The organism is Ignavibacteria bacterium (genome assembly GCA_036262055.1).
Classification (GTDB): Bacteria; Bacteroidota; Ignavibacteria; order Tepidaquicellales; family Tepidaquicellaceae; genus DATAJP01.
Genome location: DATAJP010000004.1, coordinates 1 through 17,018, shown reverse-complemented (window position 1 = coordinate 17,018; position 17,018 = coordinate 1). Strand labels below are relative to the sequence as shown.

At 36.5% G+C, this 17,018-nt stretch carries 23 protein-coding genes and 1 tRNA gene; all 24 read left to right on the top strand.

Annotated features, from left to right (window positions below):
* Positions 1-44 precede the first annotated feature (44 nt).
* Positions 45-413, top strand: a complete 369-nt coding sequence (gene rplN / locus VHP32_12355; GenBank protein HEX2788681.1) for a 50S ribosomal protein L14 — start codon at positions 45-47, stop codon at positions 411-413.
* Between the two features lie 20 nt (positions 414-433).
* A complete protein-coding gene (rplX, locus tag VHP32_12350) occupies positions 434-805 on the top strand; it encodes a 50S ribosomal protein L24 (protein HEX2788680.1) in 372 nt (123 codons plus the stop codon).
* A gap of 37 nt (positions 806-842) precedes the next feature.
* Positions 843-1,499, top strand: coding sequence for a 50S ribosomal protein L5 (gene rplE / locus VHP32_12345; protein ID HEX2788679.1), 657 nt, complete (start codon positions 843-845; stop codon positions 1,497-1,499).
* Entirely contained in the window at positions 1,499-1,768 is a 270-nt protein-coding gene (rpsN, locus tag VHP32_12340; GenBank protein HEX2788678.1) for a 30S ribosomal protein S14, read from the top strand. Before rplE ends, rpsN begins: the two co-directional genes overlap by 1 nt.
* A 32-nt stretch (positions 1,769-1,800) precedes the next feature.
* Positions 1,801-2,199, top strand: a complete 399-nt coding sequence (rpsH, locus tag VHP32_12335; GenBank protein ID HEX2788677.1) for a 30S ribosomal protein S8 — start codon at positions 1,801-1,803, stop codon at positions 2,197-2,199.
* Between the two features lie 39 nt (positions 2,200-2,238).
* Positions 2,239-2,778, top strand: a complete 540-nt coding sequence (gene rplF, locus VHP32_12330) for a 50S ribosomal protein L6 (GenBank protein HEX2788676.1) — start codon at positions 2,239-2,241, stop codon at positions 2,776-2,778.
* Positions 2,779-2,825: 47 nt separating this feature from the next.
* Positions 2,826-3,197 (top strand): 50S ribosomal protein L18, encoded by a 372-nt coding sequence (gene rplR, locus VHP32_12325; protein ID HEX2788675.1) that lies wholly within the window; start codon positions 2,826-2,828, stop codon positions 3,195-3,197.
* Between the two features lie 28 nt (positions 3,198-3,225).
* Positions 3,226-3,299: transfer RNA gene (locus VHP32_12320), tRNA-Gln, on the top strand.
* 72 nt (positions 3,300-3,371) lie between these two features.
* Positions 3,372-3,890: a 30S ribosomal protein S5 gene (gene rpsE, locus VHP32_12315; GenBank protein HEX2788674.1), complete on the top strand. Its 519-nt coding sequence runs from the start codon at positions 3,372-3,374 to the stop codon at positions 3,888-3,890.
* Positions 3,891-3,919: 29 nt separating this feature from the next.
* Positions 3,920-4,099, top strand: coding sequence for a 50S ribosomal protein L30 (gene rpmD, locus VHP32_12310; GenBank protein ID HEX2788673.1), 180 nt, complete (start codon positions 3,920-3,922; stop codon positions 4,097-4,099).
* Between the two features lie 35 nt (positions 4,100-4,134).
* Positions 4,135-4,593: a 50S ribosomal protein L15 gene (rplO, locus tag VHP32_12305; protein HEX2788672.1), complete on the top strand. Its 459-nt coding sequence runs from the start codon at positions 4,135-4,137 to the stop codon at positions 4,591-4,593.
* Positions 4,590-5,924 (top strand): preprotein translocase subunit SecY, encoded by a 1,335-nt coding sequence (gene secY, locus VHP32_12300; protein ID HEX2788671.1) that lies wholly within the window; start codon positions 4,590-4,592, stop codon positions 5,922-5,924. Before rplO ends, secY begins: the two co-directional genes overlap by 4 nt.
* A gap of 15 nt (positions 5,925-5,939) precedes the next feature.
* Positions 5,940-6,698 (top strand): type I methionyl aminopeptidase, encoded by a 759-nt coding sequence (gene map / locus VHP32_12295; protein HEX2788670.1) that lies wholly within the window; start codon positions 5,940-5,942, stop codon positions 6,696-6,698.
* Positions 6,698-6,916 (top strand): translation initiation factor IF-1, encoded by a 219-nt coding sequence (infA, locus tag VHP32_12290; GenBank protein ID HEX2788669.1) that lies wholly within the window; start codon positions 6,698-6,700, stop codon positions 6,914-6,916. Before map ends, infA begins: the two co-directional genes overlap by 1 nt.
* Before the next feature lie 18 nt (positions 6,917-6,934).
* On the top strand, positions 6,935-7,048 hold the full coding sequence (rpmJ, locus tag VHP32_12285; protein HEX2788668.1) for a 50S ribosomal protein L36: 114 nt from the start codon (positions 6,935-6,937) through the stop codon (positions 7,046-7,048).
* A 3-nt stretch (positions 7,049-7,051) separates the two neighbouring features.
* Entirely contained in the window at positions 7,052-7,435 is a 384-nt protein-coding gene (gene rpsM, locus VHP32_12280; GenBank protein HEX2788667.1) for a 30S ribosomal protein S13, read from the top strand.
* Positions 7,436-7,454: 19 nt separating this feature from the next.
* Positions 7,455-7,841, top strand: coding sequence for a 30S ribosomal protein S11 (gene rpsK, locus VHP32_12275; GenBank protein ID HEX2788666.1), 387 nt, complete (start codon positions 7,455-7,457; stop codon positions 7,839-7,841).
* A 75-nt stretch (positions 7,842-7,916) separates the two neighbouring features.
* Complete coding sequence (gene rpsD / locus VHP32_12270) at positions 7,917-8,549, top strand: 30S ribosomal protein S4 (GenBank protein HEX2788665.1); 633 nt, start codon at positions 7,917-7,919, stop codon at positions 8,547-8,549.
* Positions 8,550-8,655: 106 nt separating this feature from the next.
* The gene (locus VHP32_12265; protein HEX2788664.1) at positions 8,656-9,651 is read left to right on the top strand and encodes a DNA-directed RNA polymerase subunit alpha; all 996 of its coding nucleotides are present in this window, start codon (positions 8,656-8,658) and stop codon (positions 9,649-9,651) included.
* Positions 9,652-9,731: 80 nt separating this feature from the next.
* Positions 9,732-10,298, top strand: a complete 567-nt coding sequence (rplQ, locus tag VHP32_12260) for a 50S ribosomal protein L17 (protein ID HEX2788663.1) — start codon at positions 9,732-9,734, stop codon at positions 10,296-10,298.
* A 49-nt stretch (positions 10,299-10,347) separates the two neighbouring features.
* Positions 10,348-10,986 (top strand): ribosome biogenesis GTP-binding protein YihA/YsxC, encoded by a 639-nt coding sequence (gene yihA / locus VHP32_12255; protein HEX2788662.1) that lies wholly within the window; start codon positions 10,348-10,350, stop codon positions 10,984-10,986.
* Positions 10,987-11,002: 16 nt separating this feature from the next.
* Positions 11,003-11,911, top strand: coding sequence for an NAD(P)-dependent oxidoreductase (locus tag VHP32_12250; GenBank protein ID HEX2788661.1), 909 nt, complete (start codon positions 11,003-11,005; stop codon positions 11,909-11,911).
* Positions 11,912-12,150: 239 nt separating this feature from the next.
* Positions 12,151-14,040: a T9SS type A sorting domain-containing protein gene (locus tag VHP32_12245; GenBank protein HEX2788660.1), complete on the top strand. Its 1,890-nt coding sequence runs from the start codon at positions 12,151-12,153 to the stop codon at positions 14,038-14,040.
* Positions 14,041-14,144: 104 nt separating this feature from the next.
* A partial coding sequence (locus VHP32_12240) for a TonB-dependent receptor (protein HEX2788659.1) occupies positions 14,145-17,018 on the top strand: 2,874 nt, incomplete at its 3' end.

Below are 17,018 nucleotides of genomic sequence, written 5' to 3'. Positions count from 1 at the left end.
TTTTTATCTGTAAAAATTTAACGAAGAATAAAAGTAAGTTTAAAATGATACAGGAAGAAACAAATCTCGTAGTGGCTGATAACTCGGGGGCAAAATCAGTCAGATGTATAAGAGTTTTAGGCGGCTCCGACAGAAGATATGCGGGAGTTGGTGATATAATAGTAGTGTCGGTGAAATCTGCAATTCCGGGCGGAACAGTGAAAAAAGGCGAAGTTTCAAGAGCTGTAATCGTAAGAACAGCTAAAGAGACTAAAAGAAGAGACGGAAGTTTCATAAAGTTTGATGAAAACGCAGCGGTATTGATAAATAATCAGAATGAACCGAAGGGAACGAGAATTTTCGGACCTGTAGCAAGAGAGTTAAGAGAAAAATCTTTTATGAAGATTATCTCGCTTGCTCCTGAAGTAATATAAATTTGAAATAGAATCGAAAGATGAAAAAGAGAATACAAAACAGCACGAAACCAAGACTTAAAACTAAGCTGAAGAAAAATGATACCGTTAAGGTTATTTCCGGCAACGACAGAAATGCTACCGGAAAGATTTTATATATAGACAGAGAAAAAGGAAGAGTTATTGTTGAAGGTGTAAACATAATAAGCAGGCACACAAGACCGAATCAAAAAAATCAGCAGGGTGGGATTGTAAAAAGAGAAGCGCCGATTCATATTTCAAACGTGATGCTGATGGACCCTAAATCAAATGAGCCGACAAGAATCGGGATGCGTTTGATTGATGATGAGACAACAGGAAAAACCAAGAGAATGAGATACGGAAAGAAATCAGATGAAATCATTCTTTCATAAATTATTTAACTGAAACGAGAAGCAGTAAGTAAACAATATGGCTAAAACAAAACAAGATCGTAAAAAAGACGACGAAGTAAAAAAGTCTAAACAAGGCGAAGGTAAAAAAGCTGACGAAGGAAATTTTGTAGAAGAGAAAGTTCCTGCAAGATTGCTCGAAACTTATCAGAAGAAAGTTGTTCCAGAGCTTATGAAAAAATTCGGTTATACAAATCCGAATCAAACTCCTAAGCTTGAAAAAATCTGCATCAATGTTGGTGTAGGCCAGGCAATGCAAGACCAGAAGTTAATTGAGACAACTGTAAAAGAAATCGAAGCAATTACAGGTCAAAAGCCTGCAGTTGTAAAAGCAAAAAAATCGGTTTCTAACTTTAAGCTTCGTGAAGGTGTGAATATCGGTGTTAGAGTAACTTTGAGAAATGCAAGAATGTATGAATTCCTTGACAGGTTCATCAGCATTGCAGTTCCTAGAATAAGAGATTTCAGGGGGCTGCCTGATAAAAGCTTTGATGGCAGAGGAAATTATACAATAGGTATTAAAGAGCAGGTTATATTTCCTGAGATAAATGTAGATAACGTGAACAGAATTTCCGGTATGGACTTAACTTTTGTTACATCCGCAAAAAGCGATGAAGAATCATACGAGCTTCTGAAGCAGTTCGGAGTTCCGTTTGTTAATAAAAACAAAAACTAATGGCAAAGAAATCAATAGTCGCAAGACAGAATAAAAGAATAGCTTTAGTAAAGCAGTATAACGAAAAGAGAAAAGAGCTTAAGAAAGCAGGTGATTACGAAGGATTACAAAAACTTCCGAGAAACAGCAGTCCTACAAGATTGCATAACAGATGCAACGTAACAGGAAGAGCGAGAGCATATTACAGAAAGTTTGGTGTATCAAGATTAGTATTAAGAGAACTTGCGCTTTCCGGTAAAATCCCTGGAGTAAGAAAAGCAAGCTGGTAAAAAATTAAAACAATAAAAATCGAAGTATATATATGTCAATGACCGACCCAATTTCAGATTTTCTTACAAGAGTAAGAAATGCAATAAAAGCTGAAAAGAAAACCGTTGATATTCCGGCATCTAAATTCAAAAAAGAAATTGCCGAGATATTAAAGAATACAAAGTACATAGATGATTACAAAATGATTGATACCGAAAACAAGAGGTCATTCATTTCGATTAAGCTGAAGTATTCAGGCGGTGAGAGTGTAATAACCGGTTTAAAAAGAATCAGCAAACCGGGTATAAGAAGATATGTTGAGCATGCCAGCATTCCGAGAGTCAGAAACGGCCTGGGCATTGCCTTAATCTCAACATCAAAGGGTTTGATGACCGACTCGCAGGCGAGAAAGCTTGGCGTTGGCGGTGAAGTTGTTTGTGAAGTCTGGTAATAAATATTAAACAGTATTAATTTATAAAATAAGAGCATCATGAGTCGTATAGGAAAAAAACCGATAGCTTTAGCAAAAGAATATCAGGTTACAAAAAACGGTAGCATAGTTGAAGTTTCAGGTCCGAAAGGAAAGCTTCAGATGGAAATGAGAGATGATATAAAGATGGAGATAAAGGACAATGAAATTATTTTTTCAAGAAGCAGTGAAAACAAAAATGTAAGAGCATTGCACGGATTATACAGAGCTTTGCTTCAGAATATGATTACCGGTGTAACCGAAGGATTTTCAAAGAAGCTTGATTTGGTTGGTATCGGATACAAAGCCGAGTTAAAAGGAAACAATATTGTTTTTGCTTTAGGGTATTCACATCCTATAGTTTTCACAGCTCCTTCTGATATTAAAATTGAATTACCTGCACCGAACAATGTAGTTGTTTCGGGTATTGATAAGCAGTTAGTCGGTCTGGTTGCCGCGAAAATTCGCGAGTTGAGACCGCCTGAGCCGTATAAAGGAAAAGGTATTAAATATTCTGATGAAAGAATCAGAAGAAAAGCCGGTAAGACCGCTTCAAAATAATTATAACATTTATAATTTATATCATTAATTAATAATTTTAGATAGTCATGCAAAAAGTAGATAAACTAAAAAAAAGACGCGAAAGAATAAAATATAAAATCAGAAAGACTGTATCGGGTAATTCTGACAGACCAAGACTTGTAGTATATAGAAGCGCAAAGCATATTTATGCGCAGTTAATTGATGATGTAAACTCGAAAACTCTTTTCGGCATGGGTTCTAATTCAAAGGAAATCCAGGAAAAATTATCATCTTCAAAAGGAAGTGTTGAGAAAAGCAAAGCCATTGGTAAAATGATTGCCGAAAAAGCTTCAGGACTTAAAATTACAAACGTTGTCTTCGACAGAAACGGATATTTGTATCACGGAAGAGTAAAAGCTCTTGCCGATGGAGCCAGAGAAGGTGGTTTAAAATTTTGAAAAAAATCGCTATTTTTAATGTTTGCTTTCTCGGGTCGTCTAATGGCAGGACAGCGGCCTTTGGAGCCGTACGTGGAGGTTCGAATCCTCCCCTGAGAACCAATTTTCCCGCAATTATAAAAAATAATTGAGGATTTTTTTATTAGTAATAACAGATATTCTATTTAATATTTAATGGCAAAAATAAAAAAACTTACTGTTAAACCCGCTGAGCTCGAGTTAAAAGAAAAACTTGTTAAGGTTGGCAGAGTTGCAAAAGTAGTAAAAGGCGGAAGAAGATTCAGCTTTAATGCAGTCAGCGTTGTCGGAAACGGTTCCGGTTACGTTGGTGTCGGTCTTGGAAAAGCAAACGAAGTTACCGATGCAATTAAAAAGAGCGTTGAAGATGCAAGAAAGAATTTAATCAAAGTTCCAATCAGAAAAGGAACGGTCCCTCATGAAATCATCGGAAAATACGGCGCGGCAAAAGTTATGTTGAAACCGGCTGCACCCGGAACGGGAATTATTGCAGGCGGTGGTGTCAGAGCTGTTCTTGAATCAGTTGGTGTGCAGGACGTTTTGACAAAGCTTCTCGGTTCTTCAAATCATCATAATGTAGTTAAAGCTACCATAGATGCATTGAGAAATCTAAAAGATGCAAAGACAACTGCTGAGCAAAGAGGAATGACTCTTGCTGAGCTTTTCAATAATTAATTTATAATTAATTTTTTATTTAAGACTATATGAATCTTAAAATCACACAAATCAGAAGCGCTATTGACAGACCAAAAGACCAGAAAGCAACTATTGAAGCGCTTGGCATCAGAAAGTTAAATAATTCTGTCATTAAAAAAGATACTCCTCAGATAAGAGGGATGATTAGAAAAGTAAATCATCTTGTCAAAGTTGAGGAAGTAAAATAAATAATACACGATTAATAGATTATAATATTATAATAATGGACATACTAAGTAATTTAAAACCTGCAGAAGGTTCACGCAGGAAAATAAAGAGAGTCGGAAGAGGTCAGGGTTCGGGACACGGTGGAACTTCCACAAGAGGTCACAAAGGTGCGAAGTCGCGTTCAGGTTATAAGAACAGAGCATGGTTTGAAGGTGGTCAAATGCCTCTTCAAAGAAGACTTCCGAAGTTCGGATTCAAGAATGTTAACAGAGTTGAAGTAAACATTATTAACTTAGGAAAGTTACAAAAGCTTATCGACAGCGGAAAAATTTCCGAGACAAAAATCGATAAAGAATATTTATTAAAGAGCAAAGTATTATCAGGAAAGAACGTTCCGTTGAAAATTTTAGGTGAAGGTGAGTTTAAAGCTAAAATAGAGATTACTGCCGATTCTTTCAGTAAATCTGCAAAAGAAAAAATAGAAAATCTTGGAGGAAAAGCCATAACCTTATGAGTGGTTTTGTAGAGAGTTTCAGGAATATATTTAAGATTGAAGAATTAAGGACACGAATTTTTTTCACTCTTGCGATTTTAATTGTTGTTCGTATCGGTGCTCACATAACTTTGCCGGGAATCAATGCTTCGCTTTTAACTCAGGCAAACCTGAACCAGGCAAATAATACTTTGTTTGGTCTTTATGATATGTTTGTGGGAGGTGCATTCAACAATGCAGCCGTTTTTGCATTGGGAATTATGCCTTACATCAGTGCTTCGATTATTATCCAGCTTCTTGGCGCTGTGTTTCCTTATTTCCAGAAGCTTCAGAAAGAAGGTGAAGAGGGAAGAAAGAAAATCACACAGCTTACAAGAGTCGGAACTGTTCCGATTGCTGCGCTTCAGGCATGGGGCGTGAGTGTTTCTCTTGCAAGCAGGGAAGTTAACGGTATCAGCATAATAAGTCCGGAAATGTCGGGAATGTTATTTACAATCTCGACTGTTATATTTCTGACTGCGGGTACGATTTTTATGATGTGGCTTGGCGAACAGATAACCGACCGCGGTATCGGAAACGGTATATCGCTGATTATCTTCATCGGTATCATTGCAGATTTCCCATTCGCATTATTTGATGAGTATCAGATAGTTGCTTCAGGTGTAAGAAACATCATAATAGAGATTTTATATGTAGCGTTATTCTTATTAATAATAGCAGGAGTTATTGCGGTTACAGTCGCAACAAGAAAAATTCCTGTTCAGTATGCAAAGAGGGTTGTTGGAAGAAAAGTATTTGGAGGTGTTACGCAGTATATACCGATGAAAGTTAATCAGGCAGGTGTTATGCCTATTATATTTGCTCAGTCAATTATGTTTATCCCAAGCACGGTGTTGTCATTTTTTCCTGACAGTGCATTTATGCAGGGTATATCAAAATATTTTGACCCGACAAGCTTAACATATTCATTGGTGTTTGCTTTATTGATTATCTTCTTTACTTATTTCTATACCGCAATTGCTTTCAATCCGAAAGACGTTGCAGATAACATGAAAAAGCAGGGTGGATTTATTCCGGGAGTTAGACCGGGTAAACCGACTTCAGATTATATTGATAATATTCTGACAAAAATTACTTTGCCGGGTTCGATATTTCTTGCAATTATTGCAATCATTCCGACATTTTTGATGATGATGGGAGTTACTACAGGTTTAGCGCAGTTTTTTGGCGGAACAAGTCTTCTAATTATCGTTGGTGTTGCGCTTGATACATTGCAGCAGATTGAATCGCATTTGCTAATGAGACACTATGACGGATTTATGAAGGGCGGAAAACTTAAGGGAAGAAGATAATAATCTCTTCGCATAATGGGTTTGATTAAAAACGATAGAGAAATAAATTTAATTGCAGAAAGCTGTAAAGTAGTTAAAGATACGTTAGACTTTATAAAAGATTTTGTTCGTGAAGGTGTTTCAACATACGAGCTCGATGATTTAATTGAGACAAAGATAAAAAATTTGGGTGCGCAGCCTGCATTCAAAGGATACAAGGTAAAAGGAAAAAGATTTCCTTCATCGGCTTGTATCTCGATAAATGATGAAGTAGTTCACGGCATTCCGAGTAAGAATGTTGTTTTAAAAAACGGTGATATAATTTCGATAGATATAGGTGCTTATAAAAACGGATATTATGGTGATAGCGCTTACACTTTTGCAGTAGGTGAAATTTCGGATAAGAAGAAAAAGCTCTTAAAAATTACGGAAGAATCTTTATACAAAGGAATCGAGCAGGCAGTTGAAGGAAATGACGTTAACGATATTTCCGTTGCTGTTCAGAATTATGTTGAAGGTTCAGGATTTTCAATTGTGCGCGAGTTAATCGGACACGGTATCGGGAAAAATCTTCACGAAGAGCCCCCGGTTCCTAATTATTACAGCCCGAGTAACAAGTACAAACTAAGAAAGGGTATGGTGATTGCAATCGAGCCGATGGTAAATTACGGCACTGCGAGAGTCCGCACAAAATCAGACGGATGGACGGTGGTAACATCGGACGGAGAGCCGTCAGCTCATTTTGAGCATACAGTTTTGATAACAAATTCAAAACCGGTAATACTTACTAATTAATGGGTAAACAGGACGTAATAAAAGTTGACGGAATAATAACGGAAATTCTTCCCAATACTTCATTTAAAGTAAAGCTTGAAAACGGACACGAGATTTTGGCGCATATATCGGGAAAGATGAGAATGAATTTCATAAGAATTTTACAAGGTGACAAAGTTTCTGTCGAGCTTTCACCCTATGATTTAACAAAAGGCAGAATAACTTACAGATATAAATAACAGGCAGGTAATAAAAATATGAAAGTAAGAAGCTCAGTAAAAAAGATGTGCGACAAATGCAAAATTATAAAACGAAAAGGTGTAATTCGTGTTATTTGCACAAACCCAAAACATAAACAAAGACAGGGATAATAAATGGCAAGAGTAGCAGGTATAGACTTACCAAAAAATAAAAGAGCAGTAATCGGTTTGACCGCCATCTTTGGCATTGGAAAATCTACTGCCGAGAAAATTCTCGATAAAGTCGGAATAGACCACAACAAGAAAGTTGCTAACTTAACTGATGATGAAGTTAATCACATCAGAACCGAGATTACCAACGAGTATAAAGTCGAGGGTTCTTTAAAGTCTGAAGTTGCGATGAATATCAAGAGGCTGACCGACATAGGAACATACAGAGGAAAGAGACACAGAAAAGGACTGCCGTCACGAGGACAAAGAACAAGAACAAACTCAAGAACCAGAAAAGGTAAGAGGAAAACAGTTGCAGGCAAAAAGAAAGTAGCAGCTAAGAAATAACAAATAATAATTATAGCAAGTGGCAAAAACATTCAAAAAAACTAAGAAAAAACTTCACATAGATGCTAACGGTGTAGCGCATATCAAAGCTACATTCAACAATGTTATTATTACATTGACTGATTCTCACGGGAATACGATTTCATGCGCATCTTCAGGCAAGATGGGATTCAAGGGCTCAAAGAAGAATACTCCTTTTGCCGCTCAGATGACAGCAGAATCATGCGGTAAGGAAGCTTATGATGCGGGTTTAAGAAAAGTCGATGTATTAATCAAAGGTGTTGGTTCGGGAAGAGATGCTGCAATCAGGTCTCTTGCTACAGTCGGCATAGAAGTAACATCTATAAAAGATATTACTCCGCTTCCGCACAACGGTTGCCGTCCTCCGAAGAAACGAAGAGTGTAACGAAGAGTATAAAAGTTTTAAAATTATCAGACAGGTAATTTATCTGTCTTAACAAAACGAAGTTAGAAAAAATAAATGGCTCGATATACAGATGCAAGCTGCAAGCTTTGTCGCAGAGAAAGAACAAAGCTATTCCTCAAAGGAATAAAATGTTATACTGACAAATGTCCAGTTGGAAGCGATAAGAATTATCCTCCGGGTCAGCATGGTCAATCAAGAAGAGCAAGAATCACAGACTATGCAGTTCAGTTAAGAGAAAAACAAAAAATCAGAAGAACCTACGGACTGCTCGAAAAACAGTTCAGGGATTATTTTGTTGAAGCTGCAAGAAGAAAAGGTGTAACGGGAGATAATCTAGTTCAGCTTCTTGAAACAAGATTTGACAATACATTATACCGTCTCGGACTTGCTCCTTCAAGAAAAGCCGCAAGACAGCTGATAACTCACAGACATTTTACTGTCAATGGAAGAGTTGTAAATATTCCTTCGCTTATGCTGAAAGTTGGTGACGTAATTAAAGTTCGCGAGAAAAGCAAAAAAATGGAAATCTTCCATGAAGCAATGAAAAGAATGAAAGACAATATGGTTGTGCCATGGTTAGCGCTTGATAAAGCCAATATGGAAGGCAAATTCCTGAAAGCCCCTGAAAGAACAGACGTTCCTTTCGTAGGAAACGAACAGTTAGTCGTAGAGTTATACTCAAAATAAGATTATAAAAATGATATGCCTCATTCCGTTTTCAGAATAAGACGGAACAGGTATTGCTTTATTTTTAACAGGGATTAAAAATAAAAATTAAAAGACAAATTAAGAAATGAAGATTAATCACTTACAACTACCGGAAAACGTCATAAAAGAAGAATCTTCTTTTACCGATACTTTTGGAAGGTTTGTTATGCAGCCTTTAGAAAGAGGTTATGGAATTACTCTTGGAAATTCTTTAAGAAGAGTTTTAATTTCTTCTCTTTCCGGTACCGCTATTATTGCTATAAAAGTTAATGATGCGCCTCATGAATTCACAACATTAAAAGGTGTAGTTGAAGATTTATCCGAAATTATCCTTAATCTGAAGGAAGTTAGATTTAAGGACATAACCGGAAAAGGTCATAAAATTGAAATGAACATTAAAGGAGCTAAGGAATTTACCGCAAAAGACATTCAAGATGCAACTGCGGATTTTGAAATTCTTAATCCTGACCAGCATATTGCAACTCTTAACAAAGATGCAAACTTAAACATTGAATTAAGATTAGCTCAGGGAATCGGATATATTCCTTCTGAAGAGAACAAAAAAGTTGACCTGCCTTTAGGTTTCATAACCGTTGATTCTATTTTCTCTCCGGTAAAGAGAGTTAACTATGCGCTTGAAAATACAAGAGTAGGGCAAAAAACAGATTATGAAAAATTAACTCTTGAAATTGAAACTGACGGTTCCATCAATCCTGAGGAAGCATTATTCCAGGCAGCAAGAATATTGAGAGACCACGTTCAGTTGTTTATCAATTTGAAACCGGAAGCAGAAGAAAAACCGAAAGAAGTTGAATCTGAGCACGATGAAGAATTTGAAAAAGTTAAGAAAATATTATTAATGCCGGTTGATGAATTAGATTTATCTGTCCGTTCACAAAACTGTCTGCGTTCAGCAAACATAAAAACAATCGGTGACTTAGTAAGCAAGAATGAGGCAGAGATGCTTCATTACAGAAACTTCGGAAGAAAATCTCTTGCTGAGTTAGGCGAGCTTATCGAAAGCTTTAACCTTAATTTCGGAATGGATGTAGATAAATACATCAAAGAAGAAGAAAAGTAAAAAGAATTCTGAACTAAAAGACAGGTGCAAGCCTGTCTTTTTTATTTTAATAAATTGTAATTTGTAAACACACATAGATTATGGAACACAGGAAAAAAGGCCGCAAACTAAAAAGAACAGCAAGCCACAAAAAAGCAATGATGGCTAATATGTCAGCTTCTTTGATTAAGGCAAAAAGAATAAACACTACAGTTGCTAAAGCAAAAGAGTTGAAGATTTATATTGAACCGTTGGTAACGAAGGCAAAAAATGCTCTCAGCGACCCTACGAAGAGTGTCCATTTGAGAAGAGTTGCAAGAAGATTTTTACGTGATGATGCAGCTGTTGCGCAATTATTTAATGATATTGCTCCTATGGTCGGCAACAGACCGGGCGGATATACAAGAGTCGTGAAAGCAGGTTTCAGAAAAGGTGATGGCGGTGATGTAGCCATAATCGAGTTTGTAGATTTCAATTACGTCGTTGAAAAAGAAAAACAAATCGACGAAAAAACCAAAGCAGAAGATTCAGGAAAAACGGGTGATAAGAAGGAAACGAAAAAAGAAGTAAAAGCAAAAAAAGAATCGAAAAAAGCTCCTAAGAAAGAAAGTGTGAAGAAGGAATCAGGACCTGATGTTAAAACCAGAAAGACACGTAAAAAAGTTTAATTAAAAATTTCGTAATCATTCAGCGTCATACAGGGCGTTATAAACCGTAATGAAAATTTCCACTGCTGAATTTATAGAAAGTATATACGACTTAAGAACCCTGCCAAAATCCGTTTTGTCCGAATTTGTGCTTGTCGGAAGGTCTAACGTTGGTAAGTCATCACTCATAAATACTATCTGCAATAAGAAAAAACTCGCAAAGGTCGGCTCAGTGCCGGGCAAAACGCGCCAGCTTAATTACTTCCTCATCAATAAAGAATTTTATATTGTTGATTTGCCGGGTTATGGCTATGCAAAAGTACCTGAGCAAATCCGCGCCGGCTGGAGAAAGCTTGTTGAAGACTACATCAGCGAGCGTGCAAACGTAAACATGGTTTTTGTTCTTATTGATTCGCGCCATGACCCGACTTATCTCGATGAGCTTATGGTCAGCTGGCTTGAGTATTATGAAATTCCTTACGCTATAATTCTTACCAAAGCAGATAAGATTTCCAAAAACAAAATGGAAAAACAAATTTACAGAGCTTCAAAAATTGTGAACAACGAAGACCTCTGCAAAGATTATATTCCTTTTTCAATTATTACCGATGAAGGTAAAGATGAGATTCTTAATCTGATTCAGGATGCTCTCGAAAATAAATTCCGCCAGAACGCTTCATCTGAAGATGACGAAGAGGAAGATTCATAATTAATCATTCATAAAAATGATTAAGATTCTGATAGCCGACAAAATTAACCTCACTCACTTACCCCTCTTCCCTAAAAATAAATTTCACATAACCGCTTTTGATAATATTCCTAATTCCGAAATAATAAAAAAATATAATGATTACGACGTCTTAGTCATTCGCAGCATAAGAAAAATCGGCAAGAAATTTTTATCAAAGGCAAAATTTAAAATCATTGCCACAGTCTCGAGAGGCACTGACCATATTGATGTAGCCGAAGCAAAAAAACAAAAAATAAAAGTACTGAATATTGAACGCGGCAACAGTCTCGCAGCCGCAGAACATACGCTGGCGCTGCTTCTTGCAGTTTCAAAAAATATTATTTTTTCGAATAAATGTGTCAGAGAAAATCGATTTACTGCTTATGATTATGAAAGATTTGAGCTTGAAGGGAAAACTATTGGTATCATTGGATTCGGCTCTATAGGAAGTCTGGTCGGAAAATACTGCAAAGCGCTTGGAATGAAAATTCTTGTAAATGATACAGATAAAAAAGTCATTGTAAAAAACAAAAACTTTAAGTTTGTAAGTTTAGATTATCTCCTTGAAGCGTCAGACATCATTACAGTTCACATACCACTTGAAAACAATAAGAATTTTTTATCGAAAGATAAATTAAGAAAATTAAAGCCGTCGGCAATTTTAATTAATACTTCCCGCGGTGAAGTATTAGATGAAAGTTTTTTGATTAAACTGCTCAAAGCAAAAAAAATAAAATCAGCGGCTCTTGACGTTTTCAAAAACGAACCTCTCATTAACAAGCAATTCTATGGGTTACCGAATGTTTTACTCACCAATCATATCGCAGGAAAAACTACTGAAAGCTCCTCAAAAATGACTAAAGAAATATTTATAAGAATAAAAAATCTTTATCAAAATATTTAACGATTTCTTAATAAATTTCTTTGTAATAATATATAATGACAACAATTTTTCTTTCTCATATTATTGAACTAAAATAAGCTTAAAAATAGGACGGTTTGTAATAAAATATTATCAAAATGTCAAATTATAATAATTAAATTATATATTGACAACATTTTACAATACTGTTATATTGTTACAAATTTAAATTTTAATTAGTTAAAATTTAATAAATCCAACTAAAAACAAAGGAGAAAAAAATGTTTAAAAGGTTACTATTCTCATTATTTATCTCGATTCTACTTGTAGGAAGCCTGCAGGCGGGATCAAGATATACGCCTGAGCAGATGAAATATTTTTCACAGATCAGGTATCAAATAAAATTAACAGGGGATTCATATGGTGGTCAAAGACTTGATGCTCATCATACAAATATACCTGGTACAGTAAATACCCCCGACATAATTGTTCCATCAAATTACACTTTTGGACTTACCTGGACGGGAAACGTAACAACAAAATGGACTCAATGGCAATCATTTTATGATTTAGCTTCAAACGGTTCAACAATGCAAATCTGGCAAAATCCATCAGACCCGGATGAACTTCACTACGTTCAAACCTGGTCACCTGACAGCGTAACAGGTTCAACAAGCTTCTTAACAAGAACAACCAAATATTATTTTTCAAGTGATAGAGGTGTTACATGGAGCTTTATTGCAGACATAGTGCCTCCAACAGGTATTGCTTCAGGTTTTGCTTCTGTAACAGGAACTTCAGAAGGAATTGAATTAATAGGTATTCACACAAATGTAGGCACTCCGGCTACAACAAGAGGACAATTTTTCTATGATGCATTCCCTGGCTTAGGTTCTTTTACAAGACTTGATCCGGGTCTAAACCCAAGTAGTCTTGGTTGTATATGGGTAAGAATGGTTGCAACTGCAAACGTTTCATTGACAAATAAATTTGTATTTATCGGTTCAGTGAACGGTACTGACTACACTGCAAGAAACGTTGCTACTTCACTTTCATCAAGTGCATTCACAGGGTTCCAGCAAATCACAGATGCTGACCAGGCAGAAACTTATTCTCTTGCAAGAGGTGATGACGGAAGAATCGGTATTGCATATATTGGTGCTGTTGTAGATCAAGGTGACGTATTTTTTATGGAGTCAACAGATAACGGTTCAACTTTTTCAACACCTATAAAAGTTTTCAATAGAAATGAAGCTGATACACAATCAGCAGGTGGTTTAAGAGGAATTAATTTGGCATATTTAGGAAATTCTCCAAAAATGGTTTTTGAGACAGTTGCTCAAACTCCTTCAGGTTCATATTTCCCGGGTCTTCCTAATGATATAAGATTCTGGTCATCATCTTTACCTGGTGCAGATCCTAACAGAACTATCCCGATAATTATTTCAGACACTAACGTAACTATCGGACCAAATGGTGTTCCTTATGCACCTAATACAGGTATCAATGACGTATTTGCTCCGGTTTGCCGTCCGGTTATCGGAAAATCAGGCGGAACATTATTTGTGGCATGCCAGGTAGCAACAAGTGTTGTTGACCCAAATAGAGACTCAACCTGCTTCAGAGCTTTATATTTAACTGCTTCAGGAAACGGCGGTTCTTCATGGAAAAGTCCGGAAAGAATTTCTCCAACAACCCCACAATATGACTGGGTATGGCCGTCAATGTCTCCAATGAATGACGAAACCGGAAGTTCTCATTTCTTGAATATGGCTGCAGTTACAACTTCTTCTCCTGGTTCAAACGTTAACGGAACAGGATTTACTCCTCGTTCAGCATACTCACATTATTTAAGAGTTGAAGTTCCGAAACCGGTTGGAATTGAAAATTTATCAGGAGTTGCAAATAGCTTTAGCTTAGCACAAAATTTCCCAAATCCGTTTAACCCTTCAACTTCTATCAGATTTGCTTTACCGAATGCTTCTAATGTTGTATTGAAAATTTATGACATAAGCGGTAAAGAAGTTGCTACATTAATAAACAATCAAGTTGTTTCAGCAGGACTAAATGAAGTTACATTTAATGCAAAAAATCTTGCCAGCGGAATTTACTTCTACTCAATCACCGCAGGTAACTTCAAAGACACCAAAAAAATGATGTTAATTAAGTAAAATAATTTTTAAATTTGTAAAATTAAATTTAGCAACCCTCATAATAAGAAATTCTTATGAGGGTTGTTTTTAAAAAGTCATTTAAACATATATTGGAGGAAAAAATGAGGGATAATACCTTTTACAAAATTATTTCCCTTTTTATTTTTAGTTTACTTTTCATTCCTTCCATCTCTTTCGCACAATCAACAGGTAGTATCGGCGGTACTGTTTTAGATGAGAACAGTGTGCCGTTACCCGGTGCATCCGTGAGAATAGAAGGAACAAATTCCGGTGCAATAACCGATGATGAAGGAAAATATATAATTCTTAATGTCGATGTCGGTACTTATAATGTTGAAGCATCCTATGTTGGTTATACTGCGGTCAAACAAACCGGAGTTAGGGTTTCAGTTGACCAGAGAAGTGAAGTAAATTTTCAGTTTACTTCAGGAATAACAACTGAGGAAATTGTTGTTGAGGCACCGAGAAAAGGTATTGATGTAGAACAATCAGGAAGAATTGTTACATCAGACCAGATTGATAACAGCGGTATTAGGGGAATTAATAACATAGTTTCCAAAACCGCCGGTGTAGTTCAGGATGAGCGCGGCGGCGCTATTAACGTCAGAGGTGGTAGAACAAATGAAACAATCGTTATTGTTGATGGTGTTCAGACAACCAATCCTCTTGACGGAACAAACAGAGCAAATGTACCAAATTCTCTTTTACAGGAAATTTCAGTTTTAACCGGAGGTTTTGGTGCGGAATACGGTAACGTTCTTTCAGGAGTTATCAATGTATCTACCAAAGGTGGAACTGACAGATTCACTGGATCTGTGGAAGCCATTACAGATGAGCTCATTACCAAAATGGGCAATACCAGAAAACAAGGTTATAATTTATATAATGTTACACTGGGCGGTCCATTGATCCCGACAAAGGATTTAGCAAGAGTTGTTAATTTTTACGGAAGTTTTGAAAGAGTATTCCAAAGAATAAACGGTCCGTCATGGGCATTTAATAATCTCCAAAAATTATATCCGGGCGGCGTAGTTAATGATGATGATTTTTCTTCATATTCATATAACGGCAGATTAAATTTTAATCTTTCAGAAATCAAAGATTCAAAAATTCCAATTGACTTAAGATTTGGTGCATCTATTTTTAATTCAAGACAACGCGCATTTTCTACAGCTAATGTTATTGCCGTTGACCCGGTAACAGGGTTGATGTCAACTAATTCAGACAGAAATGGCGTTCAGGTTAATGATGATTATCAATTCTTCGGAAGATTTATTCATAATGTTTCTAATAAGTTCTTTTATGAGTTACAAGGTTCTTACTATAAATATTATAACGAGGAATTTGACCCGTTATTCGGGGACAATGTCTATTTATATGGCGACACAAATTATAACCCGGCTGCAACAGTCCAGGGTTCCGGTGGAGCTGCCGATCCAAACCTTGCTTCTTTATTCAATTATAAAGGAACAATCAGAAATCTTTATCAAAAACTTGACATAAGCTATATCGGCGGTAAAATGGATGCTACATGGGCAATTCTTACAAAGAGTTATGGTGACCATGAAATAAAATTCGGTGCTGAATATAAATATAATACTTTGAAAAAAATGCAGGTTACACCTTCTCCGCTTGCTGACTTAACAGTTGATGCAAGAGACCGATGGTGGGGTACTAACCAGGCATCTTTGAACACTTATGGCTATGCTATAACAGACGCTCCAACGGGAACGGTAATTGCAACCGGCACAGAAACAGACGGCACTCAGGAGAAACATCCGTTAACAGGTGGTTTTTATATCAGAGACAAAGTCAGTTTCTCAGACTTTAATTTCAACGGCGGTCTGAGAATAGATTTTCTTGATGTAAACGATGAAGTATTAAAAGACATTACATATGACGTAATGGGTCCTGACGGTGAGATTGCATCACCTGATGACTTCACACAATCAAAAGCAACGGTTGAAGTATCGCCAAGGCTCGGATTTTCATTCCCAGTTACCGACAGAACAATATTTGTCGCGCAATACGGAAAGATGATTCAGATGCCTCAGTTAAATCTTCTTTATGTATCAAAAGAGACTTTAAGAAGATTCCTATCTACATCATTACAAGATGTTGTAGAGAACTCATCACTTCAGCCAACAAAAGTTACACAATATGAAATTGGTGTAAAACATCAGGCAGGTGATTACATTGACATGGGAATAACTGCATTTTATAAAGAATCAACAGACCTTATCGGAGCAGGGAGAGTTGAAGGACCTGCAAACAGGATTCCTAACGGTTTTGCTACATATTTAAATAATGACTTTGCAATAGCAAGAGGAATGGACTTTTATCTGTCAATGAGAAGATACAATCGTCTTGCAGTTGACCTTGCATATACACTTGCATTCTCAAGCGGAACAGGTTCGGACTTTAACTCAAAGTTCCTTCTTGCAAACAATCTTGACCCGACAACGGGACAGACACTTCCAAGATTTGTATATCCTCTTGACTATGACCAGAGACATACAGGAAGTTTGAATATGGATTACAGATTTGGTTCAACTGACGTTCCAAAGGGCTTTGCAGGTGAAATATTGAAAAACTTTGGTATAAATGTTCTCTTTACGTTCAACAGCGGCAGACCATACCAGAGAAAACAGCCGTCAACCTCGGCAACGGGAACGGGTGTGGGAGAGCTTCCTCTTTCATCAAAGAATGAAGTATATACAGACTGGAGATACAGAGTTGACTTAAGAATAGATAAGACGGTTGATATATGGAAGACAAGCTTAAACTTCAATATTTATGTAATTAATTTGCTTAACAGTGAGATTATTAATGCGGTATATCCGTCAACCGGAACTCCGAATGATAACGGATTCTTACAGACTCCTACAGGTGCATCAAGATATGAGACAAATGCATTCTTCAGAGAATACTGGCAGGAAAGAATCAGTGTAAGAGGAAACTGGGGACCGCCAAGA